Below are 15,447 nucleotides of genomic sequence, written 5' to 3'. Positions count from 1 at the left end.
GACGAATCGACACGATGTCCTATCAGGCCACCATGCTAGGTTTCGCCGCCGCGGTCATGAATTCCCATGACCTGCGAGTGCGTGCCTATCCGTGTGCCGTCGATCGACTCTAACGTTCTGGCCGCGGATCTTACCGCGGCCCAGAGTGATTCCTTCCGAACAGCTTGCCCGCCCCGATAGGATCCCGGCCTCCGACCCAGGAGACTGGACATGACATTGGCATCGCTCTATCAGGCACTCAATCGGGCCCTCACCGTACGCCGTCGTCGTCGCGTCGCGTTCGACTCGCTCAGGCATCTCGATGCGCGATTGCTGCGCGACATCGGACTGCATGTCGAGGCCGGCGCGGTACGGCCACTCAGTCCGGAGGCTTGCGCCGCCAGCGACGATGCCCCCCGGCAGGCGCCGTTGACCGGCGAGCCCTGGATAGCTGCCAAGCGCAGCGAAGACGGGTACTGTCCCTACTGTGGGAACGTGCTGACTTAGCCAAGCCGCGGTCGCCGGATGCGGCCGCGGCTTGCCAACCGGCAGCGGGGCCCGGGAAGGGGCCCGTTGCTCACTATCCGTATCTTGGTCATCGAGGAGAAAGCATGAAGACGATCGGGCTGCTCGGCGGGATGAGTTGGGAATCCACCCTGAGCTACTACCGGCTGCTCAATGAGGGCGTGAAAGCCAGGTTGGGGGGCTTCCACTCCGCCAGGATCTGTCTGGTGAGTGTCGATTTCGCCGAGATCGAGGCCTTCCAGCGCGATGGCGATTGGCAACGCGCCGGCCAGGCGCTGGCGACGGCGGCACGCCAGGTCGAGGCGGGCGGCGCCCAGGCGCTGGTGATCGCCACCAATACCATGCACCGGGTCGCCGACGACATCGAAGCCGCCATCGGCATTCCGCTTTTGCACATTGCCGATGCCACCGGTGAAGCCCTGGACAACGACGGCGTCAGGCGAGTTGGCCTGCTGGGCACCCGGTTCACCATGGAACAGGCTTTCTATCGCCAACGACTGGAAGAGCGCTTCGGAATCGAGGTCGTCGTTCCCGACGAGGCCGAGCGGGTGAGCCTTCACGAGATCATTTTCGACGAACTGGTTCAGGGCGAGATCAACCCGGCATCGCGGGCGCGCTTCGTGTCGATCATCGACACGCTGGCGGCACGGGGCGTCGAGGGCGTGATACTCGGCTGTACCGAAATTGCCATGCTGGTAGAGCAGCAGCACACCGCGATGCCGCTCTACGACACCACGGCGCTGCACGTCGAGGCTGCCCTGGCGTTCGCACTGGGCGATGGCTGAGAGGTCACGATCGTTTTCTTCGCGCTTGGCGCTGTAGATGAGGCTTACCTGCTGGAGGCAAGCATGATGATGCTTCACCGCGGCGGGTCGACGAGCGATTTCTCCATGCCCAGCGTGGCCCTTTCCTCGATTACCACACGAAATCCCAGGCGTCGGTAGAGAGCCTCGGCGGGACTGGTTTTCAGAACCCGCAGGCGGATGCGACTCAGCCCCCGTTGCCGGGCGAAGCGTTCCACCTCGCGTAGCAGCCAGCTACCGATGCCGCGGCGCCGGTAGGTCGGAATCAGTTGCAGTTCCCGTACGTAAGCGTGGTCCGCCGCATAGGTCAGCGACAGCAGGCCTACGGTCTGCGCACCGGCGATCAGGCGGTAGTTGTCTGCCGTGGCGAAGCCCTGGCGAAAGCGCGCCGATTCCCAGGCGATGCCGGCGTCTCGCAGGTAGGGGTGCATGTTGTCGAAGACCAGCCGCTCGGCCGCGTCGACATCGTCGTGGCCGGCCTTGACCAACGTCACGGTTTGCCCGCCGAGGTTCAGCGTCGGGCCTTCCTGGATCGCGTAGTCCGCGAGACGAGCATTTCGGCCGTTTTCGTCCATGGTCCTCAGCGCGTCCTGGTGTTCAGCCTCGTGGATCGCTGGGCATGGTCCGATGAACGCAACGTTCGATATCCTGGGCGGTGGGCACGAACTCTTCGCGCACCATCACTATCAGAGCCTTGGCACTGAAGCGATGGTCATGGGCCGGGTGGCAGGTGATATGGCCGTCTTCCGCCACATAGGCCATCAGCGTGCCCATGCCCGCCTTCATCAGCCGGCAGGTCACATCGGACCATACGCCATCTTCCAGATGGATCGGATAGCGCATGGCATGGTCGTCGTGGTGGGTGAACAGGTTCTCGAGGATCTTCTCCGCCCCCGGCGCCACCAGCGAACGAACCAGCATCTCGGGGTAGGCACGGATCGGACGCAGCGTGGTGCTGGCGCCCGCCAGCTCGGTGCGCCTGCGGCTGTCCTCGTGCACGCACTCGGCCACGGTGTAGGGCAGCCCCGTCCGGCATAGTTCACGCAATTGGCTCAGTACGTCCAGGGTGATGCTGTCGGATACCCGGCTGTACTCGTCGCGGGCCAGCACGATGATCGCCTTGGCCCGGGCCGGGGTGACCGCCGCCAGCGCTCGTGGGTCGGAGGGCTCGCCGTGGTGATGGACGACGCCCCGCTCGCGCAGGCTCTCGGGCAGCCCCTCCGGGAAGGCATCGGTGAGAATCTGCACCGGCGTGTCATGCAGGTCCGCGCTCGAGCGCAGTTGGCTCACCAGGCGCTCGAAGTAGACCGCGGCGTTGTTGTTCGGGCTGTTGACGATCAGTATGTGGTCTTGCATCTGCCACCTCCAGCGGCCCTTGATCATGGATTCCTTGCGTTTGAGGCGGTAATCGATGTAATCGCTGGCCAGCTGTGCGAGCAGGGTGATACCGGCGACGTAGAGGAGTAGCACGGTGGCGGCGCGACCGAGCGGGGTAGCGGCCGAGAAGTCTCCGTAGCCCACCGTGGTCATCGTGGTCAGCGTCAGCCATAGCGCATCGCCCCCGCTCAGCCCCTCGAAGGCCATCATGGCCAGGGTATGCAGGGCGGTGATGGCGAGCAGCCAGTAGAAGGCTCGCTTGAGTCGCGAGTGCATGTCCAGATTTAGCCGCTGGGTGACCCGGCCGGAAGTCTGCCGGCGGCGCAGTAGGCGAAGCAGGTGCATCTCGAATCCGCCCCGAGGGGCTACGTCTCGTGGTTGGGTTCGGCCTGACAGGTTCGGCCTGACAGGTTCGGCCGGACCGGCGCGATTGCCCGCCGATGCTACGTGACCAGGCTGCCAGGCGCCAATGCCGGGCAGCCGGGGCATGACGCGAGTGTGCCTATTACACGCCGCCAGGCCCGCGATGACGCTACTGGCCTATTGGCCGGCTGCGGCAGACTCACACCGGCGGAGCGTCGAAGCCATTGGGCTCATCGGTATAGACGCAGACATTGGCATCCTCGATGTCGCCATCGTCGGCTTCCAGGTGCGTGGCGAAGAACTCGCGGATTTCGCGACGCTGACAGTGCGCCTCGAAGGCCTCGCGGTTGGCCCAGACCTCGTGAAAGACGATGGGATAGCTAGTGCCCTGGGCGAACGGGTTGTCGATGTGGCGGGTCACGGTGTACTTCAGGCAGGCATCCTCGCGGTGCGCGTTGGGCTCCAGCGCCTGCAGGGCCTTGAAGACGGTGTCTTCCCTGCCGGGCTTGGGCTTGAAGCTGGCGATGCAGTAGACCTTCCGAGACATGAGAACTCCAGTCGATGATTGATGAACGGCCAACCATAGCATTCGCTCGCGCTGCTTCGCAGTGCTCGGTTCTGTGCATCGCAACCTGACGTCTCGGCAAGGGGCCGGGCCGGCAACCCGGCCGCCGGTCAAGCCATCGGCACCACGGGGTTGTCGATGACCCGGCGCAGCACGAAACTCGAGTGGGCTCCACTGACGCCTTCGATGCGGGTGATGCGGTTGAGCAGCAGGTCCTGGTAGTCGTCCATGTCGCGGACCACCACCTTGAGCTGATAATCGGCCTCCTGGCCGGTTATCAGAAGACATTCCTGCACCTGGGAAAGCGCGGCGACCTTGGTTTCGAAGTTGGCGAAGCGTTCCGGCGTGTGGCGGTCCATCGAAATGTGCAATAGCGCCATCAGGCTATAGCCGAGCCGTTTGCTATCGACCATGGCGCGATAACCGGCGATCAGGCCGCTGTCTTCCAGCGCACGTACCCGGCGCAGGCAGGGGGAGGGCGACAGGCCGATACGTTCGGCGAGTTCCTGGTTGCTGATGCGCCCATCGCGTTGCAGTGCATCGAGAATGGACCGGTCGTAGCGGTCGAGGGCAGGAGTTGGCGTTGTGTTGGGCATGGTTGGCAACTTTAGAGCTTTTTTGACAATACTTTGAAAGTTTATGCCAATTCGTCCGCCGATTCACGGGTAATTCGCAATCCATCGTCGTGCCATCGGGGCTAGACTGGTAGCCGTCGCCACAAGCGCTATCCGGAATGCTATGTTTCGTTCAGGTTGCCGGCTTCACGAGAGCCGGTTTCGATTTCGCCGTTGACGCCCATCCGGCGTTCGGCGTCCATTCCGACTGCGGCTCCGGTCGCTTTCATCCACCATCGGCAAGGATTACCCCCATGGCTTCGTTCGATCATCGCAAGTACACGCCGGCGAAACCGGTACCGCTGACCCAACCGCGCCAGTGGCCGTCGCGCACGCTGAGCCGCGCGCCGACCTGGGCGAGCGTGGACCTGCGCGACGGCAACCAGGCGTTGCTCGAGCCGATGAACGTCGAACAGAAGAAACGTCTATGGGCCTTGCTGGTGAAGGTGGGGCTCAAGGAGATCGAGGTCGGTTTCCCGGCGGCCAGCCAGCCCGATTTCGATTTCGTGCGCTGGTTGATCGAAGAGGACCAGATCCCCGACGACGTGACCGTCCAGGTACTGGTCCAGGCCCGTGAACACTTGATCGCCCGCACCTACGAGGCGCTCGAAGGCGTCAAGCGCGCCATCGTCCATGTCTACAATTCCACTTCGACCGCCCAGCGCGAGCGGGTATTCGAGATGGACCGCGCCGGGGTGATCGAGATCGCCCGCCAGGGCGCGAGCTGGGTGCAGGAGTATGCCGAGCGCTACCCGGACACCGAGTGGCGCTTCCAGTATTCGCCGGAAAGCTTTACCAGCACCGAGCCCGACTACGCCGTGGAAATCTGCGAGGCGGTCATGGCGGTATGGCAGCCGACCCCGGACAACCCCTGCATCCTCAATCTGCCGGCGACCGTCGAGGTCGGCCCGGTGAATCATTTCGCCGATCTGATCGAGTATTTCATCACCCACCTCGCCAACCGCGAGGCCGCGATCATCTCGCTGCACACCCACAATGACCGCGGCGGCGCGGCGGCGGCGGCGGAACTCGGCCTGCTGGCCGGCGCCGATCGCGTCGAGGGCACGCTGCTGGGCAACGGCGAGCGTACTGGCAACATGGACATCGTGACCCTGGGCATGAATCTTTACAGCCAGGGCATCGACCCGGAGCTCGACCTGTCGAACCCCGACGAGATCATCCAGGTCTGCACCGAGTGCACCAATCTGCCGGTGCATCCGCGCCATCCGTGGATCGGTGAGCTGGTCTACACCGCCTTCTCGGGCAGCCACCAGGACGCGATCCGCAAGTGTCTGCAGAAGCAGGGCGCCGACGAACCGTGGCAGGTCGCCTATCTGCCCATCGATCCGCACGATCTGGGGCGCGACTACCAGGCGGTGATCCGCGTCAACAGCCAGTCGGGCAAGGGCGGCATGGCGTTTTTGCTCGAGCGCGATTTCGGCATCAGCCTGCCGCGCTGGATGACCCTGGAGCTGGCGCCCCATGTGCAGCAGGCCAGCGAGCGGGTCCCCGGCGAGCTGTCCAGCCAGCAGATTCGCGATATCCTGATGACCACTTTCGCCAACGAGGCGCCGCTCACGCTCAAGGGCTACCGCCTGGACCGGGACGAGGCCGAACAGCTGACCGTCACGCTGCATGACGGCGACCGGGCGTTGACGCTCGAGGGCAATGGCAATGGCGTGATATCGGCGTTCATGGATGCCTGGCAGCGCCATAGCGGCAGCTCGGTAAACGTGGTCGATTACGGTGAGCATGCGCTCGGCGAAGGCAGCGACGCCGTGGCGATCGCCTTCGTCCAGCTCAATGTCGATGGCCGGCGGGTCAGCGGCATGGCCGAAGACGGCGATACCGTCAGCGCCTCGCTCAAGGCGGTGCTTTCGGCGCTCAACCGCGCCGGGCGCACGGCGGCCAGCGAGCGCGAGGCCAACGCGGCGGCTGTCACGGCCTGAGAAGAGCCGCATGCAGTGAAAAGCAGTGAGAAACGGCCGCCTTCGGGCGGCCGATTCATTGGGGCGGCGGTTACTCGCTGTCGCTGCGGATCTGGGCGTGGCTGATCAGGGCGAAGATGAAGGTGCCGCCGACCACGTTGCCGGTGAGGGCGGGCAGGACGAAGCCCAGCAGATATTCACCGAAACCGGCCTCGCCGGAGAACACCAGGTAGATCACCTCGGTGGAGCCGGCGACGATATGCGTGAAGCCGCCGATGGCGACCAGATAGGTGACGATCAGGATCACCCAGATCTTGGCCTGGCCCGCGGCGGGGATCAGCCATACCATGGTGGCGATCATCCAGCCGGCGATGACGCCCTTGGCGAACATCTCGCCGAAGTCGTTCTCGAGTACGTGGTGGCCGAGTCCCAGGAAGATCTCGTGGGTCTTGCCGTCGAACAGCGGCATGGCGACGATCGCATAGGCCGCGATGGCGGTGCCCACCAGATTGCCGATCAGGACCACGCTCCATAGCCGCAGCAGGCGCAGCAGCTTGAACAGGTGGGGCTCGCTCATCAGTGGCAGCACGGCGGTGACGGTATTTTCGGTGAACAGCTGCTGGCGGGCGAGAATCACCACCAGGAAACCCACGGTATAGCCCAGCGAGGAGACCAGGAACGCGACGCTACTGTCCGGAAGGTGGGCGTCCAGCAGACCCTTGGCGAGCATCGAGAAACTCATCGACAGGCCGGCGGCCAGCGCCGACCAGAACAGCGCCGAGGTGGTGCGGGTGAGTTCTCTTTCGCCGTCGGCGCGGATCGTTTCGTGTACCGCCGCCGCTTGTGAGGGCAGTCGGTCGCCGTCAAGCTGCAGGTCATTGCTCGGCGGCGTCGTGGATCGGTTATTCATCGGGCGGTTCCTTCCGCGGGGAGGTGAGCGATGCTAACCGACTGTGGGCGAAGGCATGCGGGCTGGCAAGCCGTTAGTGTGCTGATCTTGACTATTCTTATAACGGACTGACGGTACAGGGAGCGGGTATATGTCTGGGGAAAGTCTGGCGATTCTCTATCACCTGGGGGCCGCGTGGCTGGCGGGAAGCCTGATCGGTCTGGAGCGGAGTTTCCACGGCCGCCCCGCGGGGTTTCGCACCCATGCCCTGGTCTGCGCTGCCTCGGCGCTGTTGATGATCGTCAGCACCAACCAGTGGCAGTGGCTCGACACCAGCATTCCCGAGTCGACGATTCGCACCGATCCCACGCGCATGGCGCAGGGCATCATGACCGGGATCGGCTTTCTCGGTGCCGGGGTGATCTTCAAGGAGGGCTTGAACGTCCATGGGCTGACCACGGCGGCCTCGATCTGGATCACCTCGGTGCTGGGAATCCTGTTCGGGGTGGGGTTCTGGCTGCCGGCGGTGGTCGCCACCCTGAGCACGTTGTTGACGCTGTCGCTGTTCCGCTGGGTCGAGCAGCACCTGCCCAGCGAATACTATGCCGACCATGTACTCAGTTACGCTACAGAGAGGGCACCGAACGAGGAGCAGGTCCGCGAGCTGATCGCTCAGCATGGCTGCATGGTGAAGTCGATGAGCTATAGCCTGGGCGAGCACGGTGCGGTCTATCGTTACCACATGGTGTTGCAGACCAAGGACCGGCATAACCTGGCGCGGCTGGCCCGGCACCTGCGTCATGGGACGCAGGGGTTGCTCGAGTTCCGGCTGTCGCCAGCCGGTGAGTGAGCCGCTTGCCATTCCATGACAGGGCGTTACAGTGGCTCTCCCCCGACAGCAGGAGCCCTCATGGTCACATCGCCCACCCGTACCGGCCTGATGATGTTGCTGGTCGCCAGCGTGATGCTGACGCCGCTGGCGATCGACATCTATCTGCCGTCGTTGCCGGTCATGGCCGCCGATCTCGGGCAGTCCGCCACGGCTCTGCAGATCACCATCACGCTGTTGCTGTTCAGCGTCGGCCTCGGCCAGATCGTGGTGGGTCCACTGACCGACCGCTTCGGCCGCCGTCCGGCGTTGCTGGCCGGTTCGGCGCTGTATGCGCTCGGCGCCCTGTTGGGCATGGCGGCGACCAGCCTGGGGCCGCTCTATGCGTCGCGCGTTCTTCAGGGGCTGGGCGCCTGCGCCACGACCACGGTGGCGTTCGCCGCGGTACGTGATGCCTTTACACCGGCTCAGGGCGCGCGAATCTACAGCTATCTCAACGGCGCGCTGTGCCTGATCCCGGCCCTGGCACCGGTGGTGGGCGGGGTGCTCGCGGTGACGCTGGGCTGGCGCAGCAACTTTGCCTTCATGGCGCTGTTCGCACTCGGCCTGCTGATTGTCGGGGCCTTGCGTTTTGCCGAGACACGGCCCGGCGATGTGCAGCCGCCGCGCCCACTATACAGCTGGTCGCGCTATCGCCAGGTGCTGGGCGACCGGGCGTTCGCACGTTATGCCGGCACGGCGGGAGTCTGCATGGCGACGATTCTGCTCTACGTCTCCGCGGCACCGGTGCTGCTGGTAGAGCGACTGCAGCTCAGCGAGCTGGCTTTCGCCGCGTGCTTCGGCGGCAACGCGCTGATCAATATCGCGACCTTTTTCATCGCGCCGCGGATCATCCATCGCCTGGGCCGTCGGCCCACCGTGCGAATCGGCTTGACGCTGGTGCTGGTGGCCGGCTTATTGCATGCCATGGCGGTAGTGGCGTTGCCGTTGTCGATCGTCAGTTTCATGGGGCCCGTGGCGGTATTGTCGGTGGGCTTCTCACTGACGCTCGGGGCCGCATCGAGTCTCGCGCTGGAGTCCTTCCGCGAGCTGGCCGGCACCGCCGCCGCGCTGCTCGGCGCCGTCCAGTTGGGGGGAGGCGCGATGCTCGCCTCCGCGATGCTGGCGACGGGGATGCCGTTGCAGGGCGCCCTGGCGTTGGTCGCCGTGTTGCCGGTTGCGGTGTTGTTGATCAGCGACAGAGGGGACAGAGGGAACGAGGTGACGGCCTGATGCTTCGCTTGCGATGCGTGCGCCGACAGGCGATGGTATGGCGATCAATGGAGTGACAGTACAAGGAATGCAGTGGATGGCTCAGTCGAGCAAGTTTGTGCACTTGATCATCAATGGCAAATCGGCACAAATCCCCGAGGTGCGCGAGGCGGTCGCTGCGCTGCGCGAAAAGGGTCATGCGCTGGACGTGCGTGTCACCTGGGAAGGGGGCGACGGCATGCGCATGGTGCGTGAGGCTGCCGATCAGGGCGTCTCGCGCATCGTTGCCGGGGGCGGAGATGGCACGGTCAGCGAGGTCGTCGCGGGGCTGATGGCCGTGGAAGCGGCGCGGCGCCCGACGCTGGGTATCCTGCCGCTGGGCAGCGCCAATGATTTCGCCCATGGCGTGGGGCTGCCGCTGGAGCCGCAGCCGGCACTTGAGCTCGCGCTGTCCGGTGGCGGGCACGCGGTGGACGTGGCGCGTCTCGGTGACGATTGCTTCATCAACATGGCGACCGGTGGCTTCGGAGCCGAGATCACCACCTCGACGCCGGTCGCCTTGAAGCGCCTGCTGGGCGGCGGCGCCTATTCGCTGATGGGCATGCTCAAGGCCTGGCGCTACCAGCCTTATCAGGGCGTACTCAGTTGGCCGGAAGGCGAGTTGACCACGCCGCTGTTCCTGTTGGCGATCGGCAACGGTCGCCAGGCCGGCGGCGGTCAGTGTCTGGCGCCGGCCGCCAAGCTGGACGATGGCCTTCTCGACGTGCTGGTCGTGCGCCATTTCTCGTCATTGCATGACATGCGTCAGTTGCTCAGTGAGATCGAGCGGTTACCTGAGGATGGCGAATTCGTACGAACGATTCGCACGTCCCGCTTGAGCTTTCGCAGCGACGCCCGCTTTCCGCTCAATCTCGATGGCGAGCCACGCCACCTCGAGCACTTCGAAGTGTCGCTCGAACCGCGCGCCATCATGCTGGCGATGCCCGACACGAGCGAGCTGCTGAACGCATCCCCCCGACCGTGATTCCCATGCAAGGAGAACGACCCCATGCCCAATCCGTTTCATCTGGCCGTTCAGGTCCGTGATATTGCCGAGGCTCGGCGCTTCTACGGCGATTTGCTGGGTTGCCCCGAGGGGCGCTCCAGCGATCGCTGGGTCGACTTCAATCTATACGGACACCAGTTCGTCTGTCATCTCAATCCGGAACTCGACGAGAAGGGGGCCGGTGTGCATCGCAACCCAGTCGACGGGCACGGTGTGCCGGTACCGCACTTCGGTGTGGTGCTGGGCATGAACGACTGGGAAGGGCTGGTCGACCGCCTGACCCGGGCCGGGGTGCGTTTCGAGATCGAGCCGTACATTCGCTTTCAGGGCGAGCCCGGCGAACAGGCCACCATGTTCTTCTTCGACCCTTCGGGCAATGCGTTGGAGTTCAAGGCGTTTCGCGATATCGACGGGCAGCTGTTCGCGACTTGAGGCAAGGAGCCATATGGATACCTTCATGCAGGCGGCGATCGAAGAGGCGCGCAAGGGGCTGGCCGAAGGCGGTGTGCCGATCGGTTCGGTACTGGTCCACGAGGGGCGGATCATCGGTCGCGGCCACAATCAGCGCCAGCAGCGGGGCAGCGTAGTCCTGCACGGCGAGATGGATGCACTGGAAAATGCCGGCCGCCAGCCGGCCTCGGTGTATCGGGAGGCAACGCTTTACACCACGCTGTCGCCGTGCCCGATGTGTAGCGGGGCCATCCTGCTGTACGGCATCCCTCGGCTGGTGATCGGCGAGAATCGTACGTTCCTGGGAGCCGAAGCGCATCTGCGCGAACAGGGCGTTGCACTTGAGGTGCTCGATAGCGAGACCTGTCGCGAATTGATGACGACCTTTATTGCCCGGCATCCCGATATCTGGAACGAAGATATCGGCGTCTAGCGTGTCTTGCGCCCGAGCGAGGCGTTTGCTGCAATGGCGCGCGGCATCCACCACCCACCCTTTTGTTCACGATTAGGAGAATACCCAATGGCCAAGACGTCCTGGATGATGACGGCTATACCCTTGGCGCTGATGCTCGGCCTGGCGGGCTGCAACGGTGGCGACGATGAAGAGAGCGCCCCGGCGGCCGAGGAAAGCGGCCAGTCTTCCCAGTCATCGCAGGCGACGGCCGAGGATGCCGGGGCCGTTGAGCGCACGCCGCGCAACGAAACGCAGGCGGAGAGTGATGGCAATGCGGACGCGATGGCCGGTAGCGACTCGGCCGGCAACGGCCAGACGCAAGAGGACGGTACGGCGGATGGCAGCGGTACTGCAGGGGGCGATGATGCAGGGCAGGGCGACGTTGTGACGGGAGACGATGCGGCGGTGGGCGAGTCGGCGGGCGAGACCGCCGCGAACAACTCCTGGGACAATTCCGAGGACGACGTCGACCAGGCCTTGAAGGAAACCGAGCGGCGATTCAAGGAAGCCGAGAAGGAGATCAACGATCAGTTCGAACAAGCGCAGAAGCAGGACGTCAAGGAGCAGCAGTCGATCGAGATCGACGATTCGTCCAGCGACGGTTCCAATTGAATCGCGATGACCGAGCATCAAAAAGGCCCGCCGAGGCGGGCCTTTTCACGATGTCACGTCCTAGGACGTGACATCGGTGCAACCTGTACGCGGTTAGGCGTATCAGGCCGGCTTGATGTTAGCGGCCTGAAGGCCTTTCTTGCCCTGAGTGACGTCGAAGGAAACCTTCTGACCGTCCTGCAGAGACTTGAAGCCTTCTGCCTGAATTTCGGAGAAGTGAGCGAAGAGGTCATCGCCGCCGTCGTCCGGAGAGATGAAACCGAAGCCCTTGGTGTCGTTGAACCACTTGACAGTGCCAGTTGCCATTGTCGAATTCCTTAACTATCTAACTTACTGATGATGATGCGATTACGTGAAGCCTTGCGGACTGCTACGAACCGCCGGTGCGAGGCTTATAAGCCAGAGAAACGCGCACGGGGTTATCGAGGGAATCGATTAACAACTGACGTCATTCTGTCTACAAACCAGTCGCTGAAGGATGCGCTCTTCCGCGTCGCGGGTCAAGCTTAATTTGGCCAGGCTCCAGAGGATGAGCGTGATCCGTCGCGCAGTGCGCAGGCAAGGCCCGCCGAAGCGGGCCTTGCGCGGCAGCGTCTCGCTCGGAACCTACTGCAAGGACTCAGAGCGCCTTGATATTGGCGGCCTGAAGGCCTTTCTTCCCCTGGGTGACCTCGAAGGAGACCTTCTGGCCGTCCTGCAGGGTCTTGAAGCCTTCAGCCTGAATTTCGGAGAAGTGGGCGAACAGATCATCACCACCATCGTCGGGAGAGATGAAGCCATAGCCTTTGGTATCGTTGAACCACTTGACAGTGCCAGTTGCCATTGTCGATTTTTCCTTAACTAACATGTTGATGTTGCTGGGCTGCGAGAACCTCGCTCGCGATTTGCCCGTCATGCGTGGGCGACAAGGGATGCGCACTGGAAGCCTTCGGAAACCGATAAGCTACTGACGCCATTCGACTTGCAGACCCACGCAGCGGCCGTGTGCATCGTTGCCATGGATCACGCCAAGCTACGCTGAGTGGATCTCTCACGTTACGATGCCCCGCATCCAGCACCTTAGATGCTAATGTCGAATGCGTCCAGACTCCCGGGCGGCATGGTACGAGTCGATAGTCAATGGTCTTTTCACGTGACCCGCGAGGCGTGCCATGGCGAGCGGCCACGACTGCCAGGTCTCCGCTCGCCCATGATAGAGTTGGCTGTGCTCACATCGACGGTGCCGGGGCATGCCGGGGCATGCCGGGGCTTGCCTGGACGCTCCCCGTTACCCGCTTTGGCCCTGCTATTCTTAAGGTCTTTACAAGGAGAGAGGCGTGACACAACTTGCGTCCAGCAACACGCACAGCAAGCTAGTGGGCTACCTGCTGTGGATCTTTGGTTTCACCGGGGCCCATCGCTTCTACTTCGGCAAGCCGGTCACCGGCACGATCTGGTTCTTTACCTTCGGACTGCTGGGCATCGGCTGGCTGATCGACCTGTTCTTGATTCCGTCGATGGACCGTCAGGCGGACATGCGTTTTCATGCCGGGCCGACCGACTACACGCTGGCCTGGGTGCTGCTGACTTTTCTGGGCGTGTTCGGCCTGCATCGCATGTACATGGGCAAATGGTTCACGGGCTTGATCTACCTGCTGACCGGCGGACTTTTCCTGATCGGTGTGCTCTACGATTTCTGGACCCTGAACGACCAGATTTCGCTCAAGCACGCCCGGCGCGGCTTGTTCAGCCAGTAGTCACGGTGCAGCGGGAAGAGGTGGCCGGTCGATGCCCGGTTGCCAGGATAAGAAACGCTACACAAGGAAGGGATGCAGATGGCCAGACGGATGGCACTGACCGGATTGCTCGACCAGCTCGACGAGGTTGAATGCGGCAGCAGGATTCGGCTTCAGGACATAGTCGACAACTTCGCGTCGCGCGGCTTCGGCCCGTTGCTGGTATTGCCGGCGTTGATCGCCTTGTTGCCGACCGGCATGATCCCCGGTATACCGACCCTGTGCGGGCTCTTCATCGTTTTCGTGGCCAGCCAGCTGGCCCTGGGCAAGCCGTCTCCCTGGCTGCCGCGACGCCTGCGTGAGCGCGGTTTCAGCCATGAGCGATTTCATCAGGCCGTCGATCGGCTGCGTCCATGGACGCAGCGCTTCGACAGGCTGCTGAAACCGCGTCTGCAGGCGCTGACCGAGCCGCTGCCACGGCGGCTGGTTGCGGCGCTCGCGGCACTGCTGGCGTTGTCCATGATTCCGCTCGAATTGTTGCCCTTCGCCGCGGCGATTCCGGCGCTGGCGATTGCCCTGCTGGGGCTGGGGCTGGCGGCGGAGGATGGACTGCTGATCGTGATCGCGCTCGCCGTGATGGCGCTTGGCGCCTTCGTCATCTGGCGCTGGCTGTTGCCGTAAGCCATCGATCCGGCTTTCCTGAAACCTGCCCGAGACTAAAAGACGATGCTGATCGATGCCCAGTTTTTGCCCTTCGTAGTGGCGATCACGCTGCTGAGCATGACGCCCGGAGTGGACACTCTGCTGGTGATCCGCAACACCGCCCGTGGCGGAGTGCGCGACGGTGTCATCACCAGCGTGGCCATCTGCTGCGGGTTGTTCGTGCATGCCACTGTGTCGTCGCTGGGCATCTCGCTGATACTGCTGCAATCCGCCTGGGCCTTCGGGCTGCTCAAGCTGGTGGGGGCCGCTTACCTCATCTGGCTGGGGGTGCAGAGCCTGCTCAGTGCACGTCGTGGCAATCCGCTTCCGGTCACGGGGGTGGACGCGACGCGTCGACGAGAAGTGCCGGTCATGCTGCCCGTGCGCGAGGGGTTTCTCTCCAATGTCCTCAACCCCAAGACCGTGGTCTTCTACATGGCCTTCCTGCCACAGTTCATCGCCCCGCACGATCCGGCGCTGCTCAAGTCGCTGTGGCTGGCCGGGGTGCATTTCGTGATCGCCAACCTGTGGCAGATCGCCATCGCCCTGACGGTCGGCCGGGCCGGAACCTGGCTGGCCAAGCGCTGGGTATCGCGCACCCTCGATGGGGTTACCGGGACGGTCCTGGTGGCGCTGGGCATCAAGCTGGCCCTGCAGCAGCGCCCCTGACCTGCGGTAGACCCCGCCCCATCTGGACCTGACGATCCCCCTCGTTCGCCGAGCCTTGGCCAGCGTCACCAGTGTCGAGTCATTCGGCGACGACACGGATCCTGCACACCCGGAGCCGCCGGTGCCCGGACGCATGTGCTGGCCGGGCAGAGTCATCGAATGCTCCGTGGCGTTGATTCCGGAAGTCGCTCGCGGGGTATCGACAAAAAAGGGCGGCCCCGGGGCCGCCCTCTTCGCGTCGCTGTCTGCGCTCGCCGATCAGCCTTCGCGCTGGCCGTCGTACAGCCGCTTCAGGCCCAGCGGATTGCTCTCCTTGAGCGCCTCGGGGCGCAGCGCGTCGGGCAGGTTCTGATAGCACACCGGCCGCAGGAAGCGATGGATCGCCGCGCTGCCCACCGAGGTGGTGCGCACGTCCGAGGTGGCCGGGAAGGGCCCGCCGTGGACCATCGCGTGGCACACCTCGACGCCGGTCGGCCAGCCGTTGACCAGCAGGCGCCCGGCCTTGCGCTCCAGCGTCGGCAGCAGGTCGCGGGCCGCGTCGTGGTCGGCATCGTCCATCTGCAGGGTGATGGTGAGCTGGCCCTCGAGTCGATCGGCGACCTGCTTCACCTCGGCCCGGTCGCGGCACTCGATCACCAGCGAGGTGGAGCCGAACACCTCTTCCTGCAGCGCCGCGT

Annotated in this window: 19 protein-coding genes and 1 pseudogene; 12 read left to right on the top strand and 8 right to left on the bottom strand. The window is 64.0% G+C overall.

Annotation, left to right across the window (positions count from 1 at the left end; genetic code table 11):
• The first annotated feature begins 210 nt into the window (after positions 1–210).
• Positions 211–486 (top strand): DUF1127 domain-containing protein, encoded by a 276-nt coding sequence (locus HR9077_RS13660; RefSeq protein WP_136067555.1) that lies wholly within the window; start codon positions 211–213, stop codon positions 484–486.
• A gap of 104 nt (positions 487–590) precedes the next feature.
• Positions 591–1,289 (top strand): aspartate/glutamate racemase family protein, encoded by a 699-nt coding sequence (locus tag HR9077_RS13655; protein WP_136067554.1) that lies wholly within the window; start codon positions 591–593, stop codon positions 1,287–1,289.
• 74 nt (positions 1,290–1,363) lie between these two features.
• On the opposite strand, the gene HR9077_RS13650 is transcribed toward HR9077_RS13655, so the two are convergent.
• The 4 genes from HR9077_RS13650 to HR9077_RS13635 all read right to left on the bottom strand — a co-directional run bounded on the left by HR9077_RS13650 (position 1,364) and on the right by HR9077_RS13635 (position 4,208).
• Positions 1,364–1,882, bottom strand: coding sequence for a GNAT family N-acetyltransferase (locus tag HR9077_RS13650; RefSeq protein ID WP_136067553.1), 519 nt, complete (start codon positions 1,880–1,882; stop codon positions 1,364–1,366).
• Between the two features lie 22 nt (positions 1,883–1,904).
• Positions 1,905–3,029 carry an ion channel gene (locus HR9077_RS13645; RefSeq protein WP_136067552.1) on the bottom strand — a complete coding sequence of 375 codons (1,125 nt, stop codon included), beginning with the start codon at positions 3,027–3,029 and terminating at the stop codon, positions 1,905–1,907.
• A 217-nt stretch (positions 3,030–3,246) separates the two neighbouring features.
• Positions 3,247–3,594, bottom strand: a complete 348-nt coding sequence (locus tag HR9077_RS13640; RefSeq protein WP_136067551.1) for a putative quinol monooxygenase — start codon at positions 3,592–3,594, stop codon at positions 3,247–3,249.
• 128 nt (positions 3,595–3,722) lie between these two features.
• Positions 3,723–4,208 carry an Lrp/AsnC family transcriptional regulator gene (locus HR9077_RS13635; RefSeq protein ID WP_136067550.1) on the bottom strand — a complete coding sequence of 162 codons (486 nt, stop codon included), beginning with the start codon at positions 4,206–4,208 and terminating at the stop codon, positions 3,723–3,725.
• A gap of 272 nt (positions 4,209–4,480) precedes the next feature.
• On the opposite strand from HR9077_RS13635, the gene HR9077_RS13630 reads away from it, so the two are divergent.
• The gene (locus HR9077_RS13630; RefSeq protein ID WP_136067549.1) at positions 4,481–6,175 is read left to right on the top strand and encodes a 2-isopropylmalate synthase; all 1,695 of its coding nucleotides are present in this window, start codon (positions 4,481–4,483) and stop codon (positions 6,173–6,175) included.
• 70 nt (positions 6,176–6,245) lie between these two features.
• Here the strand turns inward: HR9077_RS13630 and HR9077_RS13625 are convergent, their stop codons facing one another.
• Positions 6,246–7,064: a formate/nitrite transporter family protein gene (locus HR9077_RS13625; RefSeq protein WP_136067548.1), complete on the bottom strand. Its 819-nt coding sequence runs from the start codon at positions 7,062–7,064 to the stop codon at positions 6,246–6,248.
• A 130-nt stretch (positions 7,065–7,194) separates the two neighbouring features.
• On the opposite strand from HR9077_RS13625, the gene HR9077_RS13620 reads away from it, so the two are divergent.
• From HR9077_RS13620 to HR9077_RS13595, 6 genes are all read left to right on the top strand, one after another.
• Entirely contained in the window at positions 7,195–7,893 is a 699-nt protein-coding gene (locus tag HR9077_RS13620; protein WP_136067547.1) for an MgtC/SapB family protein, read from the top strand.
• A 60-nt stretch (positions 7,894–7,953) separates the two neighbouring features.
• Positions 7,954–9,144 carry a multidrug effflux MFS transporter gene (locus HR9077_RS13615; RefSeq protein WP_136067546.1) on the top strand — a complete coding sequence of 397 codons (1,191 nt, stop codon included), beginning with the start codon at positions 7,954–7,956 and terminating at the stop codon, positions 9,142–9,144.
• A gap of 76 nt (positions 9,145–9,220) precedes the next feature.
• Positions 9,221–10,147, top strand: a complete 927-nt coding sequence (yegS, locus tag HR9077_RS13610; RefSeq protein ID WP_136067545.1) for a lipid kinase YegS — start codon at positions 9,221–9,223, stop codon at positions 10,145–10,147.
• A gap of 24 nt (positions 10,148–10,171) precedes the next feature.
• Positions 10,172–10,600: a VOC family protein gene (locus HR9077_RS13605; RefSeq protein ID WP_136067544.1), complete on the top strand. Its 429-nt coding sequence runs from the start codon at positions 10,172–10,174 to the stop codon at positions 10,598–10,600.
• 13 nt (positions 10,601–10,613) lie between these two features.
• On the top strand, positions 10,614–11,051 hold the full coding sequence (locus HR9077_RS13600) for a nucleoside deaminase (RefSeq protein ID WP_136067543.1): 438 nt from the start codon (positions 10,614–10,616) through the stop codon (positions 11,049–11,051).
• Between the two features lie 87 nt (positions 11,052–11,138).
• Positions 11,139–11,684 (top strand): hypothetical protein, encoded by a 546-nt coding sequence (locus HR9077_RS13595; protein ID WP_136067542.1) that lies wholly within the window; start codon positions 11,139–11,141, stop codon positions 11,682–11,684.
• A 102-nt stretch (positions 11,685–11,786) separates the two neighbouring features.
• Here HR9077_RS13595 and HR9077_RS13590 read toward each other — a convergent pair whose 3' ends face one another.
• Both HR9077_RS13590 and HR9077_RS13585 read right to left on the bottom strand, forming a co-directional pair.
• Positions 11,787–11,990, bottom strand: a complete 204-nt coding sequence (locus HR9077_RS13590; protein WP_031382854.1) for a cold-shock protein — start codon at positions 11,988–11,990, stop codon at positions 11,787–11,789.
• Positions 11,991–12,303: 313 nt separating this feature from the next.
• Positions 12,304–12,507 (bottom strand): cold-shock protein, encoded by a 204-nt coding sequence (locus tag HR9077_RS13585; RefSeq protein ID WP_031382855.1) that lies wholly within the window; start codon positions 12,505–12,507, stop codon positions 12,304–12,306.
• A gap of 493 nt (positions 12,508–13,000) precedes the next feature.
• On the opposite strand from HR9077_RS13585, the gene HR9077_RS13580 reads away from it, so the two are divergent.
• The 3 genes from HR9077_RS13580 (at position 13,001) to HR9077_RS13570 (ending at position 14,770) form a co-directional block, all read left to right on the top strand.
• Positions 13,001–13,420 (top strand): NINE protein, encoded by a 420-nt coding sequence (locus tag HR9077_RS13580; RefSeq protein WP_136067541.1) that lies wholly within the window; start codon positions 13,001–13,003, stop codon positions 13,418–13,420.
• Positions 13,421–13,498: 78 nt separating this feature from the next.
• A complete protein-coding gene (locus HR9077_RS13575) occupies positions 13,499–14,080 on the top strand; it encodes an exopolysaccharide biosynthesis protein (protein ID WP_136067540.1) in 582 nt (193 codons plus the stop codon).
• Between the two features lie 45 nt (positions 14,081–14,125).
• Positions 14,126–14,770, top strand: a complete 645-nt coding sequence (locus tag HR9077_RS13570) for a LysE family translocator (RefSeq protein WP_136067539.1) — start codon at positions 14,126–14,128, stop codon at positions 14,768–14,770.
• 258 nt (positions 14,771–15,028) lie between these two features.
• Here HR9077_RS13570 and HR9077_RS13565 read toward each other — a convergent pair.
• Positions 15,029–15,447: pseudogene (locus tag HR9077_RS13565) on the bottom strand (aldehyde dehydrogenase (NADP(+))); the annotation flags it as partial.

It is taken from the genome of Modicisalibacter radicis (assembly GCF_900961225.1).
Classification (GTDB): Bacteria; Pseudomonadota; Gammaproteobacteria; order Pseudomonadales; family Halomonadaceae; genus Modicisalibacter.
The sequence above is the reverse complement of the archived record's forward strand: the minus strand, read 5'-3'. Positions and strand labels throughout refer to the sequence as shown.

Coding starts and splice junctions, on each gene's coding strand:
- HR9077_RS13655 (WP_136067554.1), top strand. CDS start 591: ATGAAGACGATCGGGCTGCTCGGCGGGATGAGTTGGGAATCCACCCTG.
- HR9077_RS13660 (WP_136067555.1), top strand. CDS start 211: ATGACATTGGCATCGCTCTATCAGGCACTCAATCGGGCCCTCACCGTA.
- HR9077_RS13605 (WP_136067544.1), top strand. CDS start 10,172: ATGCCCAATCCGTTTCATCTGGCCGTTCAGGTCCGTGATATTGCCGAG.
- HR9077_RS13630 (WP_136067549.1), top strand. CDS start 4,481: ATGGCTTCGTTCGATCATCGCAAGTACACGCCGGCGAAACCGGTACCG.
- HR9077_RS13620 (WP_136067547.1), top strand. CDS start 7,195: ATGTCTGGGGAAAGTCTGGCGATTCTCTATCACCTGGGGGCCGCGTGG.
- HR9077_RS13575 (WP_136067540.1), top strand. CDS start 13,499: ATGGCCAGACGGATGGCACTGACCGGATTGCTCGACCAGCTCGACGAG.
- HR9077_RS13590 (WP_031382854.1), bottom strand. CDS start 11,990: ATGGCAACTGGCACTGTCAAGTGGTTCAACGACACCAAGGGCTTCGGT.
- HR9077_RS13635 (WP_136067550.1), bottom strand. CDS start 4,208: ATGCCCAACACAACGCCAACTCCTGCCCTCGACCGCTACGACCGGTCC.
- HR9077_RS13650 (WP_136067553.1), bottom strand. CDS start 1,882: ATGGACGAAAACGGCCGAAATGCTCGTCTCGCGGACTACGCGATCCAG.
- HR9077_RS13570 (WP_136067539.1), top strand. CDS start 14,126: ATGCTGATCGATGCCCAGTTTTTGCCCTTCGTAGTGGCGATCACGCTG.
- yegS (WP_136067545.1), top strand. CDS start 9,221: ATGGCTCAGTCGAGCAAGTTTGTGCACTTGATCATCAATGGCAAATCG.
- HR9077_RS13640 (WP_136067551.1), bottom strand. CDS start 3,594: ATGTCTCGGAAGGTCTACTGCATCGCCAGCTTCAAGCCCAAGCCCGGC.
- HR9077_RS13645 (WP_136067552.1), bottom strand. CDS start 3,029: ATGCACCTGCTTCGCCTACTGCGCCGCCGGCAGACTTCCGGCCGGGTC.
- HR9077_RS13625 (WP_136067548.1), bottom strand. CDS start 7,064: ATGAATAACCGATCCACGACGCCGCCGAGCAATGACCTGCAGCTTGAC.
- HR9077_RS13585 (WP_031382855.1), bottom strand. CDS start 12,507: ATGGCAACTGGCACTGTCAAGTGGTTCAACGATACCAAAGGCTATGGC.
- HR9077_RS13615 (WP_136067546.1), top strand. CDS start 7,954: ATGGTCACATCGCCCACCCGTACCGGCCTGATGATGTTGCTGGTCGCC.
- HR9077_RS13595 (WP_136067542.1), top strand. CDS start 11,139: ATGGCCAAGACGTCCTGGATGATGACGGCTATACCCTTGGCGCTGATG.
- HR9077_RS13600 (WP_136067543.1), top strand. CDS start 10,614: ATGGATACCTTCATGCAGGCGGCGATCGAAGAGGCGCGCAAGGGGCTG.